Here is a 12556-nt window from a genome sequence, read left to right on the forward strand (position 1 = left end):
CTGCGACGTCATCTTCGCCATGCTCCGAGACGGAACCATCTACGAAGCGAAAACACCCGCCGCCGCTTGACGAAAACCATAGGGGCACCCCCCCCGGGCCGTCGCCCTCCCGGGCCGACTATTCAGCAGGCGCCCTTCTCAAGCGTGAGGAGGGCGCCTGCTGAATAGTGGATGCTAGGAGCTGTCCAGGGCCGGGCGGCGTCTGCTCAGCCGCGCCGCCGCGTCCAGCCGACCGCGTGCAGGGTGAGAACACCGGCGATAGTCGCCAGCCCGGCGAGCAGCACATTGGGGGCCACGGTTGACAACAGGAAATACCACGGCGGCCCGAAGGGGCTGCTCGGCACAGCCTCAGCTTCCATCTCGATCAGATACGGCGCGACCGACGCCCACGTGCCAAAGGCGGTGAGCCCGAGGCCAAGCACCCAAAGCGCCACCAGGAAGGGGTTGATCGTTCGGTGCGCGGGAGTGCCTTCCGGCCGGACCTGTGGTGCCGCGTCCGGCGGAATGACCTCGGCGATGCCGGTCGACTGCGCGACGCTGTCGCCGACAAGCTCCGTTGCCGGCGCACGGAAGGCAGGTTGGGTTTGTTCGGCGACGCGGGCCGCAGGCGTGGCACCCGCTGCCGGGCCGGGGGCGGTCAGGCCGACGCTTCGCGCAGCCTCAGGGGCGTCACCGCCGCGCTGGTAGATCGTGTCGTACCGCTGGTCGAACTGTGATGGTGATGCGGACATGGTCCCCCTTGTCGCCGTCCTTTCTGTGAATCTACCGGATGCCGGGCAACGCTGTTAGGCTGTGCGCCATGGGAATTCTGATTTTCGAGTAACTAGGTCCTGGACCGGTCAAAACCGACAACCGAAACAAGGCTTGCTGAGGCTCTACCTCGCGAGTGGTTCCCTGAATCCACCCCGCTTTCCGGATCCGATCCGGCTCTTTTGGCGTCTTCGCCGTGAGCACTGATCCGGCGGAAAAGTCTCCAGCAGGCTCGACGAGATTACCGAAGGAGAGCCATGACTGATATCGATCCGCGGGCACCGAAGCCCGCAGAACTTAGTGCACCGAACATCCACCTATCCCCGGCTGCCGCAGCCAAGCTGACCGCCGAGCAGCAGGCCAGGTTGGCGTCCCCGCGGGGAGCGAAAGCCGGCGATTTGCCTGGCTGGCACAGCATCGGCAATAGCCACAAGCCGAAGCATGCCAGCGGCCGGCAAGGTCCGCCGGAGAAGAAAGTGCGCTGGTAGGAACTGCACAGTGCCCACGCAGTGCCCCGGCGGACAGGTTCCGCCGGGGCACTGCACTTGATGAGGCGTCAGCACGCAGACTGCCCTACGGCCGAAGCTTGCAAGGAGGAGGCAGCGTGAGACCCGATGTGCGCCGCATGCTGGTCATCCAGGCAGGCAACGTCCTGCTGCTGGCCATTGCGGGCGTGACCATAGTGATGGCCGTGGACGCGCTGACCGCGCAGCCCACCGGGCCGCCGGACGAGCCGGACGCTGGCGGCGCGCTTGCCACGATCTCCCTGGGCGGCGCGCTCGCCGTCGTGGTGCTGGCGATTTTTGCGTACCGGTGGACTGCTCGGGGCGAACGCTATGCGCCGTTGTTCGGCGTGCTCGGCTGGGCCGTGCTCTGGCTACCGCTCAGCCTGAGCCTGGGCGCGGCGAGCGGCACGCCGGCCTTGGCTTACCTCGCCACGCTGGTTTGCGGGGCGGGCATTGTGCTGTCGCTGGTGGCGTTGGGGAGCAAGAAGCCGCGCTGAAACTTCACGGAGCCGAACCGTCAACCCGGAGTGAACCCCATCCGGCGGCAGCAACGGCTTGGCGCTAGAGGCCGGGCCTACAGGCTGCCGCGGGTTTCGTCGCGACGGATGGTTTCGCCGGTGTTGGGGTCCTGCACCTGGCGGGTCTCACTCACGCGGTGGTCGTTGCGCGGGATGGCCATGACGATCGAGATGATCAGGCCCAGTGCGCCGACCCCCATCAGGATCCATCCGATCAGGGTCAGGTCGACGAAATCCACAACGTCAGCAACAGCGAAAGCAAGGATCGCGCCGATGGCGATCAACGCAATTGAAGATCCAATTCTCATAGCCAGTAACTCCTTGAACATTGGGCGGCCGGCGAGCAATTGCTGCTGCCGACCGTCGGTGAGGAAGTACGTGGTGCAATTGTCAGCATACTTGTTGTTTCCGTAATCGTCCCGGAAGCTGTGATTTAGGCTTAAGGCCGGAACACCATAGCGGTGCTGAGAGTTCCAGGAGGTTTTGTGGCCAAAGGACGGAAGATCAATCCAGCCATGCGGGTGGCTACAGATGCGGCGTTCGATAAGCAGGGCAATCTGAAGCCCGGCACAACAACAGCCTTCATGAAGGCTTTGGACGTCCAGCGGCCGCTGGTGCTGGCAAATTTGGATCGGCTGCGGCGCAAGTATCCGGACGCCACGCCGGCAGACCTGGCGGCGACGCTGGAAAAGCACTATCTGGCAACCGTGAGCTCCGGCGGAGCAGCGGTGGGGGCCACCGCCGTCGTTCCCGGTATCACCGCGGTCGCCTCGCTGGGCCTTTCCGCGGTGGCAACTGTCGGCTTTCTGGAATCCACGGCGCTCTTTGCCCAATCCATCGCAGAACTGCACGGCATTGACACTGAAAACCCGGAGCGCTCGCAGGCGATGGTGATGGCCATCCTGATGGGCGAAGAGGGCCGCTCGCTGATCAAGGAGTTTGCCGGCCAGGCCGGCGGCCGCGGCGGGAATCCAGCCCGCGCCTGGGGAAGCGCCGTGGGCAGCACCATGTCCACCGGCATGGTCAGTTCCCTGGTGGACAGCCTGAAGAAGCGTTTCTTGGCCAAAGTGGTGGCCAAGCAGGGTGCGGCCATGCTGGGCCGGGTCATTCCCTTCGGCATTGGTGCGGCGGTGGGCGGCGTCGGCAACCATGTGATGGGCCGGCGTGTTGTTGCCGCAACCCGCACGGCCTTCGGCGAGCCGCCACTGGTCCTGCCGATGTCCCTGGTGGAGGACCTGGTGGAGAACCGGTACCGGCTGGGGACGCTGCCGGCCGCGCCCGGACGGTTGACCGCCAAGATGCTGGAGAAGCTGCCCGTGATCAAGCGCAAGGGCCAGAAAGCCATCACGGAGTCCGCGGACCATGACGACGAGTGACCGGCCCGCCATCGACCTGAACAGCGACCTCGGCGAATCGGTCGACGGTCGGCTGATGGGCGACGACACTGCGATGTTTCCGCTGATCACCAGCGCCAACATCGCCTGCGGCTACCATGCCGGCGACGAGGAGACCATGCTGGCCAGCTGCCGCCGCGCCGCCGAGAACAGGGTGGCGGTGGGCGCGCATGTTTCGTATCAGGACCGGGCCGGGTTTGGCCGGCGGCCCATGGACGTTCCGCCGGCCGGCTTGATGGCCGACGTGACGACCCAACTGGCTGCCCTCGACCGGATTGCCCGGAGCGCCGGAACGCCCATTGCCTACGTGAAGCCGCACGGCGCGCTCTACAACCGGATAGTCCACGACCGCACCCAGGCGGCGGCGGTGGTGGAGGCCGTCGGCGCTTTCGATCCGCAGCTTCCCATTCTGGGCCTGCCCGGATCCGCGGTGCTCGAGCTGGCCGCCGGCGCCGGGCTGCCGGTATTCCGGGAGGCGTTTGTGGACCGCGGCTACCGCGGCGACGGCACGTTGATTCCTCGCGGCGAGCCGGGTGACCTGCTGGAGGACCTGGAGCAGATAGCCGACCGCGCGGTGGAATTCGCGCGGCGGGGTGCGGCCGATTCGCTCTGCGTGCACGGCGATACCCCCGGAGCAGTGGCGATGGCACGGCTGGTCCGGCAGCGGCTGGCCGCGGCGGGAATCAGCCTCCGTCCGTTCACCGATGCCGCCCGGGCCTCTGGGCGGTAGCGTGCGGGTCCTGCCTTTCGGCGACGCTGCACTGCTGGCCGAATTCACCACCCTCGACGACGTCATGGCGCACTACAGCGCGCTCTCGGCCTCTCTGCCGCCTGGGGTCACTGAACTGGTTCCTGCTGCCCGCACCATTCTGGTGACGTTCGACGCCCCGGCGAGCAGCGCCGTTGTCCGCCAATGGCTGGAAGACACGGCACCGCACGACGCCGAAGCAGGCACCGCGGAGCACCCCGGGGATCTCGTCACGCTCGAGGTGGACTACTCCGGCCAGGACCTGCCGGAGGTAGCGCGGCTGCTGGGTGTGAGCGAGACCGAGGTGGTCCGGCAGCATCAGCACTGCGAATGGACTGCCGCGTTCACCGGCTTCGCACCCGGCTTCGCCTACCTGGTGGCGCCGGAGAATCCGCTGCAGGTGCCACGACTGGCCGAACCGCGGACCAGGGTGCCCGCCGGATCCGTGGGCCTGGCCGGGGAGTTCAGCGGCGTCTACCCGTCGGAGTCGCCGGGCGGCTGGCAGCTGATCGGCAGGACCGATGCACGGCTCTGGGACCCTGCGCGGGAGCAGCCGGCACTGATCACGCCGGGAGCACGCGTCCGCTTCAGGGCGGTGTAGTCATGCTGACGGTGCTCAAGACGGGGCCGGAACTGCTGGTGCAGGACCTCGGCCGGCCCGGCAATGCCTCCGTCGGGCTCGGCCCGTCCGGGGCGCTGGACGTCCGGGCTCTGCGCGCTGCCAACCGGTTGGTGGGCAATCCGGAGTCCGCAGCGGGCCTGGAGCTGCTGTTGGGCGGGGCGGCTCTGCAGTTCAACGACGACGCGGTGGTTGCGCTGACCGGCGCCTTCGGCGAGGTGTCGGCCGCGGGAAGCGGGAGCATGGACCGCTACCGCCCGTTCCGGATCACGGCGGGCCAGCGGCTGGAGATCGGCGTGGCCACGTCCGGACTGCGCTATTACCTGGCAGTGGCCGGCGGCATCGTGGCCGAGCAGCTGATGGGGTCGGCGGCCACCGATCTGCTGTCCGGGATGGGCCCGGCGCGGTTGCAGGACGGGGACGTGCTGCGGGTCGGTGCCGGCACCCCGGCGCCCGAGTCGCCATGGATGCCGGTACCGCTTCCGCCCGCCGGCACCGTGGCGGTGCGGTTGCAGCCCGGACCGCGGCTGGACTGGTTCGCCGCGGACACCCGGCAACGATTGGCGCTGGGCGACTGGTCGGTGAGTGCTGACAGCAACCGGGTGGGGTTGCGGCTGCTGGGGCGGCCCTTGCAGCGGGTGGTCGAATGCGAACTGCCCAGCGAGGGCATGGTCACCGGCGCGGTGCAGGTTCCGCCGTCGGGGTTGCCCACCGTGTTCCTGGCCGACCATCCGGTGACCGGCGGCTATCCGGTGCCGGCCGTGGTGGCGCCGGCGGACCTGCCGCTGCTTGCCCAAGCCCGGCCCGGCCAGCGCATCCGTTTCCACTGGGCCGGCTGAGCAGCAAGGGCAGCCCTTTGCGAGGCGCTCCCGTTTGGACCGTTCGCTCCCGTTGGATCGTCTGCTCCCGTTCGAGAGGGAGCAGACCGCTCAAATGGGAGCGCTCCCCGTTGTGCGGCGGGCCCGGCCACCGGGCCCGGCCCGCCGTGCACTTGCAGCGGGCAGCGGCTAGCCGAAGACGGCGGTGGCCACGGAGAAGATGGTCAGCCCGGCCAGCGAACCGACCACGGTGCCGTTGATCCGGATGAACTGCAGGTCCCGGCCCACTTGGAGTTCGATCTTGCGCGACGTCTCCTGGGCGTCCCAGCGCTCGACCGTCTCGGTAATGACGCTGGCGATCTGTGAACGGTAGGTCCGGACCAGGTACCCGGCCGCTTCCTCGATCCAGCCGTCGATTTTGGCCGCCAGTTCGGCGTCGGTCGCCAACCGGTGGCCGAAGTCCGCCACCGCCCGCTTGAACGCCAGGCTCAACTCGCTCTGCGGATCGTCCACTGCCTCCAGCAACGAGGTTTTCAGCGTCTCCCAGGTGCGGGTAGCCAGTGCCCGCAGTTCGGGATCGCCCAGCGCATTGTGCTTGATCGCCTCGACCCGCGCCATCATTTCCGGGTCGTGCTGCAGGTCCTGCGCCAGGGAGTTGAGGTAGGTGTCCAACTGCCGGCGCATCGGATGCTCCGGGTCGGCCTGCACGGCGAGGATGAACTTGTACAGCTCCAGGTGGACCTTGTCGCCGACCAACGAATCTACGAACTGCGGCACCCAGGTCGGCGAGCGGTCGGAGACCAGCCGTGCCACGGTCTCCTGGTTGTCCAGCACCCAGTCGGCGGCGCGGTCCAGCAGCAGATCCACCAGCTTCAGGTGGTGGCCGTCGCGCAGCACATGCTCGGCCAGCCGACCCAGCGGCGGACCCCATGGCGGGTCCAGCAGGTGCCGGCGGGCCAGCGACTCGATGAGTTCCTGGACGTCCTCGTCGTTGAGCACCTGCAGGGCCCCGCGGATGGCCGTGGCTCCCTCGCGGGCAACCCGTTCGGTGTTCTCCGGCCGTTCCAACCAGAGGCCGGCCTTGGCGGTGATGCCAAGCGAGCCGATCTTGGCCTTCACCACGTCCTCGGCCAGGAAGTTCTCCTCCACGAACTGGCCCAGGCTCGCTCCGATCTGGTCCTTGCGGCGCGGAATGATGGCCGTGTGGGGGATCTTCAGCCCCATCGGATGCTTGAACAGAGCGGTCACCGCGAACCAGTCGGCCAGCGCGCCCACCATGCCGCCTTCGGCCGCGGCCCGGACGTAGCCCAGCCACGGATAGCTTTCCTGCAGGGCGAAGGAGACCATGAAGACCAGGGCCAGGACCACCAGCAGGCCGGTGGCCAGCAGCTTCATCCGGCGCAGTGCGGCGGCGCGGTCGCTGTCCGTCAACGCAGAGCTGCGGCTGCCGCCGTCTGGTCCGGCTCCGCGCGTGCTTCCCGCCGCGCGTCCGCTCAACGGCTCGTCCCTCGGCCCGTCCGTCCGCCCGTCCGCCGTGTCGGGTGCGACGCCGCCGCCCGTCTGAGTGCCCATGTTGCCTCCGAACCGAATCGCCGAACGATCATCGATCGTTCACCCTTCAGTCAACCCTACGGCGGTCCCGGTTGTCCGGTCATCGCGTACGGTGAATTCATGGCCCAGAGGATCTACGCTCACCGCGGTTCCAGCGAGCACTATGCGGAGAACACCCGCGCCGCCTATCTGCAGGCAATTGCCGACGGCGCCGACGGGATCGAGTGCGACGTCCACCTGACCAAGGACCGCCGGCTGGTCTGCTTCCACGACTTCACGCTGGACCGCACCTCCAACGGCACCGGCAACGTTTCCGACCACACGCTGGATGAGCTGCTGCAGCTGGATGTCAGTTCCTGGAAGGGCGTTCCGATCCCGCCCGAATACGGCGGCACAGCGGACCAACTGGTCACGCTCGACGACCTGGTGGACCTGATGCGGGCCGCCGGACGGCCGCTGGGCCTGGCGGTGGAGCTCAAGCACCCCAGTCCGTACGGGCAGGAGTTGGAGGACGAACTGCTCAAGTACTTGATGGCAGAGGGCTGGGACCCGGACACCTCGCGGCTGGACAACATCCAGATGAGCTTCATGAGCTTCCACCCGGACGCGGTGAAGTACCTGGCCGACAACATGCCAGGCGAGTATCTCTGCCAACTGCTGGATGACATCGACGCTGAGGAACTCAAAGCCAGCCTGATGATGGGCGAGTTGACGGTTGGCGCGGTGGCGGGACTGCTGCGGCGCGCACTGTCCGAAGGCGAAGGCCTGATCGAAGAACACCGCGTGGGTCTGGCCGGCCCCGGCGTGGACTACGTGCGCTCGCATCTGCCGCTGATCCGCCGCTGGCTGGAGGCCGGCATGCAATTCCGCGTTTGGACGGTGGACGATCCGCAGGACGTGACGCTGTGCCGCGACCTGGGCTTCGGCGAGATCACCACCAACCGTCCCGCCGAGGTCCGCCGGCAACTCGAGACAGCCCGCGTCTAGGACACCGCCCCGCGGGCAAAGAGCCGGTCGAAGGCCTCTGCCGCAACCATGGCCTTTGTGGTTTATTTGGTGCATGGCATCTCCCATTGAGGAATATGCACTGATATCGGATCTGCACACCGGAGTATTGGTGTCGCGGTCCGGGAGCATGGACTGGCTCTGCCTGCCCCGCTTCGACTCGCCCTCCGTCTTCTCTGCGCTGTTGGGCGGCCCCGGACACGGCCGCTGGCTGCTGGCCCCGGACGGCGCGCGGCCCCAAACCGGCGAACCAACGGGCACGGGCCCGGAGGGGGCACAGAGCAACGACCTGCTGGACGCCCAGCAGCGCCAGCAGACGGTTTCCACGCAGGAACAAAACCAAGCCGTCTCCTCGGATCCGGAGACCCAGTCATCCTCGGCCACCGAGCAGGCCGAAAAGGCTGCCGGGACGGGCGGGGCAGCCGGGGCGGGCGGGGCAGCCCGTGAAGCCGGGCAGCCCGGCGCTGCCGGTGAATCCGGGCAATATGGGGATGCCGCCGGAGCATCCGAGGACGCAGCCGGCACCGCCGAGGCTTCCGGAGGCGCCACCAGTTCCACGGCCGAGACACCGTCCGGTTCGGGTTCCGGGCAGTCCGCCACGGCGGACGCCATGCACCGCAACGCGGCAACCTCGACGTCGGTCCACCCGCGGCCCGCACGGCATCACCGCCAGCCAAGCGGCACCGCGGCAGAAGGCGAGTCGCACGCCGTCGTCGTTAAGCGGACCTATATTGTGTCCACATTCGTGCTCCAGACCCGCTGGAAGAGCAGCACGGGCGAGGCGCTGATCACCGAGTTCATGCCGGTGGGCGACCGCAGGGCATCGCTGGTGCGCCGGATCGAGGGCATGTCCGGCGAGATGAAGATCCGGCAAGAGCTGATCATGCGGTTCCACTACGGGGACGTTGTTCCCTGGGTGAACCGGGTCAAGGACGAGGAGAGTGGGAAGGAATCGATCGTCGCGATCGCCGGGCCGGACGCGCTGGTGCTGCACGGGGACGACCTGCCGCGCGCCGCAGAACGCCGACACCAGGGTGAATTCACCATCAAAGCCGGCGAGAAGATCGACTACGAGCTGTGCTGGTTTCCCTCCCACCAGGCCGTCCCGCCGATGATCGACGTCGATGCCGCACTGGATGAGACGGTGAATTTCTGGCAGAACTGGTGCTCGCAGTTCCCGCCACAGGGGGACTACCACGGCATGGTCAAGCGTTCGCTGTTGGTGCTGCGCGCCATGACGCACGAGACCACTGGCGGAATCGTTGCCGCGCCGACCACCTCGCTGCCAGAGTCCTTCGGCGGGGAACGGAACTGGGACTACCGGTACGTCTGGCTGCGCGACGCGGCGCTGACGCTGGAGTCGATGATGACGCACGGCTATGAAAACGAGGCACTGCAATGGCGCAACTGGCTGCTGCGCGCGGTGGCCGGCGACCCGGAGGACCTGCAGATCATGTACGGTGTGGCCGGTGAACGCGATCTCCCGGAGCGCATCATCGAGCACCTGCCGGGCTACGAAGGCTCCGTGCCGGTCCGAGTGGGCAACGGGGCGGTGTGCCAGTACCAGGCGGACGTGATCGGCGAGGTCATGGTGGCGCTGGAAAAACTGCGCAACCTGGGCGGCACCGAGGACCACTTCTCCTGGCCGCTGCAGAAGGCCATGCTGCACTACATCGAGAAACACTTCGACGAGAAGGACCAGGGCATCTGGGAGATGCGCGGACCCCGGCGGTACTTCACGCACTCCCGGGTGATGATGTGGGCCGCCTTTGACCGCGGCGTTCGGGCCGTCCGGGAGCACGGGCTGGACGGCAAGGCCGTGCGGTGGACGGAGCTGCGGGACCGGCTGCGCGAGGAGGTCATGGAGCACGGCTTCAACCGGGAGATCAACTCCTTCACGCAGAGCTACGACAGCACCGAGGTGGATGCGTCGCTGCTGGTGCTGCCGCAGGTGGGCTTTGTGAAGTACGACGACGACCTGATGCTCGGTACCGTGGCCCGGCTGGAGCAGGAGCTGGTGGATGCGGACGGACTGATCCTGCGCTACCGGACCGCCTCCGGAATGGACGGGCTGGCGCCGGGCGAACACCCGTTCCTGGCCTGCTGCTTCTGGCTGGTGGAGCAGTACGCCCGCTCCGGCCGGATCGGCGATGCGCGCGACCTAATGGACCGGCTGGTGGGTTACGCGAACGACCTGGGGCTGATGGCCGAAGAGTACGACACGGTGAACAAGCGGATGACCGGCAACTTCCCGCAGGCATTCTCGCACCTGGCCCTGATCCGGGCCGCTGACGCAATCAACGGCCACGCGCAGGACGCGGTGTAGGCCTCCCGCGCCGCTCGTTCCTTCCTGCACGACGACGGCGGTGCCCGTTCCGTGCGCCCGCGCGGCACCCCGGGGCCCGGCTACTGTAGATGGGTGAAGTTTTTTCAGTCCCCGGCCGTGAAGGTGGGGCTGTCCATCTCCATCGCCACCGGACTGTACGGGGTCTCCTTCGGCGCGCTGTCAGTGACGTCCGGACTGGACCTCTGGCAGACCATGGCGCTGAGCCTGCTGCTGTTCAGCGGCGGCTCCCAGTTCGCCTTCATTGGGGTGATCGGCGGCGGCGGGACCGGCGTGGCGGCGATGACTGCTTCCGCCTTGCTGGGCATCCGCAACGGCATCTACGGCATGCAGATGAATGCGCTCGTCTCCCCGCGCGGCTGGCGCCGACCGCTGGCCGCCCAGGTGACCATTGACGAGTCCACCGCTACGGCGTCCGGCCAGGAGAATCCCGGCGAGCAGCGGCGCGGCTTTTGGACAGCCGGCGTGGGTATATTCCTGCTCTGGAATCTTTTCACCTTGGTGGGAGCGCTGGCCGGTAACGCGCTCGGAGACCCGAAGCAGTGGGGCCTTGACGGGGCAGCGGTCGCGGCTTTCCTGGCCTTGCTCTGGCCGAGGCTGAGAGGCAAAGAGCCGGCCGCCATCGCCGTGGTGTGTGCCTTGGCCACGCTGCTGGCCGTGCCGTTCGTCCCCAGCGGCGTGCCCATCCTGGTGGCGGCAGCCGTCGCGGCGGCCATCGGCTGGTTCACGCACAAGCCGGTTCCGGCCGGGATGGCCCCGGACATCGAGCCCTACGATGAACCGTACGCCGAGCACGACTGCAGCCACACGTTGGCCGAATCCGAGCGGCGCGCCGCGGGGCTGGACGGCGGCCCGGCCGACGGCGCCGACGGAAAGGATGCCCCGTGAGTCTCTGGATCTGGATCCTGATCGCCTGCGCCGTCTCCTACCTGACCAAGCTGGCGGGCTACCTGGTGCCGGCCCAGTGGATGAAGAACCAGCGGATGTCCCGCATAGCCGCCACCATGACCATTGGCCTGCTCGCCTCGCTGACCATGGTCAACACCTTCTCCAGCGGCCAGCAGTTGGTGTTCGACGCCCGGATCGGAGCCCTGCTGGCCGCCGCCGTCGCGCTGCTGCTGCGTGCGCCGTTCCTGGTGGTGGTCATCGCTGGAGCCGCCGCGGCCGCTCTGCTCCGCCTGGCCGGCTGGGGATAGCCGCGCGGCTGCCCCGCATCAGCTGGCTGTGGTTCGACCTCAATGGGGGAATGACTCTTAAGGCGCGATTGACGACGGCGGTGCGCACCGCCGTCGTCATTTGAGCAGTCGGGAGTCAGTCAGCGATCTTGGCGACCAGCCGGCCGACGACCTCGCCCCTCTTCAGCTTTTCCAGGCCTTCCGGGATCTCCTCGAAGCTGATCTCGGTGACGGTCGGGTTGAGCTTGCCGGTGGCGAAGTAGTCGTAGACCCCTTGCACGTCCTCCTTGGTTCCGCCCTGCGAGCCGACCAGGGTGACTTCGGACAGAATCAGCGTCTTGGTGCTGATGGTGGCTTCCAGCCTGCCCATACCGACCTGGACCACGCGGCCGCCGCGGCGGACCGTCTCGACGGCCTCGGCGGTGGTGGTGCCGAACCCGGCGAAGTCCACGATGACGTCCAGGCCAATCTCCTTCAAGTCAGCGATGGACTTGGCCACATCCTTGGCTCCGACCTCGCGGACCTGGTCCCAGACCTTCTCGTTGACTTCGGCCACGTAGACCTCCGCGCCGGCCAGGACCGCTACGCGGGCGCCGATGGAGCCGAGGCCGCCGAAGCCGATGATGCCGACCTTGTCGCCGGCCTTGACCTGTCCGTTCGCGATCACGGCGTGGTGGCTGGTCATGCCGGCATCGGTGCCGGCCGCGCCCTGCGAGAAGCTGACGTTGTCCGGAATGCGGACCAGCGCCTCCTGGTCGATCGCAGCCTTGAAGGAGAAGCCGCCGTCGAACGCGTAGCCGGGAGCGCCCGCGGACGTGGTGGGGCAGAAGCCAACGCGGTCTCCGACCTTCCAGTCGGTCACGCCGTCGCCCACCTCGGTGACGACGCCGGCGACTTCGTGGCCCAGAGTGATGGGGCGCTTGGCCAGCGTGGAGAGCCAGCCCTCGTCATCGAGCATGCCGACGTCGGAGTGGCACAAGCCGGCCCTCTTGATGTCGACGACCACACCGCCGGGGGCGGCCGTTGGCTCCTCGACGTCGGTCAGTACAAGGGGCTCGTGGCCCTCCTGTCACCGTAGCCCGGCGGCTCCAAAAGTTCCATGTATATGCATGTACCGTCCATCACCCT

At 67.7% G+C, this 12556-nt stretch carries 14 protein-coding genes; 10 read left to right on the forward strand and 4 right to left on the reverse strand.

Annotated elements, in window-relative coordinates; genetic code table 11:
• Positions 1–206: 206 nt before the first annotated feature.
• Complete coding sequence (locus tag AB0N75_RS17310; protein WP_364652186.1) at positions 207–731, reverse strand: hypothetical protein; 525 nt, start codon at positions 729–731, stop codon at positions 207–209.
• Between the two features lie 276 nt (positions 732–1007).
• On the opposite strand from AB0N75_RS17310, the gene AB0N75_RS17315 reads away from it, so the two are divergent.
• A complete protein-coding gene (locus tag AB0N75_RS17315; RefSeq protein WP_364652187.1) occupies positions 1008–1238 on the forward strand; it encodes a hypothetical protein in 231 nt (76 codons plus the stop codon).
• 116 nt (positions 1239–1354) lie between these two features.
• A complete protein-coding gene (locus AB0N75_RS17320) occupies positions 1355–1753 on the forward strand; it encodes a hypothetical protein (protein WP_364652188.1) in 399 nt (132 codons plus the stop codon).
• Positions 1754–1830: 77 nt separating this feature from the next.
• On the opposite strand, the gene AB0N75_RS17325 is transcribed toward AB0N75_RS17320, so the two are convergent.
• Positions 1831–2082: a DUF6458 family protein gene (locus tag AB0N75_RS17325; protein WP_364652189.1), complete on the reverse strand. Its 252-nt coding sequence runs from the start codon at positions 2080–2082 to the stop codon at positions 1831–1833.
• A 177-nt stretch (positions 2083–2259) separates the two neighbouring features.
• Here AB0N75_RS17325 and AB0N75_RS17330 point away from each other — a divergent pair, with 177 nt between their 5' ends.
• From AB0N75_RS17330 to AB0N75_RS17345, 4 genes are read left to right on the forward strand one after another with little or no spacing between them, the layout of a single operon-like run.
• Entirely contained in the window at positions 2260–3150 is an 891-nt protein-coding gene (locus tag AB0N75_RS17330; protein WP_364652190.1) for a hypothetical protein, read from the forward strand.
• Complete coding sequence (locus AB0N75_RS17335) at positions 3137–3898, forward strand: 5-oxoprolinase subunit PxpA (RefSeq protein WP_364652191.1); 762 nt, start codon at positions 3137–3139, stop codon at positions 3896–3898. Before AB0N75_RS17330 ends, AB0N75_RS17335 begins: the two co-directional genes overlap by 14 nt.
• Before the next feature lies 1 nt (position 3899).
• Positions 3900–4517 (forward strand): allophanate hydrolase subunit 1, encoded by a 618-nt coding sequence (locus AB0N75_RS17340; RefSeq protein ID WP_364652192.1) that lies wholly within the window; start codon positions 3900–3902, stop codon positions 4515–4517.
• Positions 4518–4519: 2 nt separating this feature from the next.
• Complete coding sequence (locus AB0N75_RS17345) at positions 4520–5374, forward strand: biotin-dependent carboxyltransferase family protein (protein ID WP_364652193.1); 855 nt, start codon at positions 4520–4522, stop codon at positions 5372–5374.
• Positions 5375–5542: 168 nt separating this feature from the next.
• Here the strand turns inward: AB0N75_RS17345 and AB0N75_RS17350 are convergent, their stop codons facing one another.
• The gene (locus AB0N75_RS17350; RefSeq protein ID WP_364652246.1) at positions 5543–6748 is read right to left on the reverse strand and encodes a DUF445 family protein; all 1206 of its coding nucleotides are present in this window, start codon (positions 6746–6748) and stop codon (positions 5543–5545) included.
• 276 nt (positions 6749–7024) lie between these two features.
• Here AB0N75_RS17350 and AB0N75_RS17355 point away from each other — a divergent pair, with 276 nt between their 5' ends.
• From AB0N75_RS17355 to AB0N75_RS17370, 4 genes are all read left to right on the forward strand, one after another.
• A complete protein-coding gene (locus AB0N75_RS17355) occupies positions 7025–7891 on the forward strand; it encodes a glycerophosphodiester phosphodiesterase family protein (RefSeq protein WP_364652194.1) in 867 nt (288 codons plus the stop codon).
• A 55-nt stretch (positions 7892–7946) separates the two neighbouring features.
• Positions 7947–10235 (forward strand): glycoside hydrolase family 15 protein, encoded by a 2289-nt coding sequence (locus tag AB0N75_RS17360; protein ID WP_364652195.1) that lies wholly within the window; start codon positions 7947–7949, stop codon positions 10233–10235.
• A 93-nt stretch (positions 10236–10328) separates the two neighbouring features.
• On the forward strand, positions 10329–11141 hold the full coding sequence (locus tag AB0N75_RS17365; protein ID WP_364652196.1) for an AzlC family ABC transporter permease: 813 nt from the start codon (positions 10329–10331) through the stop codon (positions 11139–11141).
• Entirely contained in the window at positions 11138–11449 is a 312-nt protein-coding gene (locus AB0N75_RS17370) for an AzlD domain-containing protein (RefSeq protein ID WP_364652197.1), read from the forward strand. Before AB0N75_RS17365 ends, AB0N75_RS17370 begins: the two co-directional genes overlap by 4 nt.
• Before the next feature lie 115 nt (positions 11450–11564).
• On the opposite strand, the gene AB0N75_RS17375 is transcribed toward AB0N75_RS17370, so the two are convergent.
• Positions 11565–12473 (reverse strand): zinc-binding dehydrogenase, encoded by a 909-nt coding sequence (locus AB0N75_RS17375; protein WP_364652247.1) that lies wholly within the window; start codon positions 12471–12473, stop codon positions 11565–11567.
• Positions 12474–12556: the final 83 nt, after the last annotated feature.

The sequence above is a fragment of the Arthrobacter sp. NPDC089319 genome, assembly GCF_040684925.1.
Classification (GTDB): Bacteria; Actinomycetota; Actinomycetes; order Actinomycetales; family Micrococcaceae; genus Crystallibacter.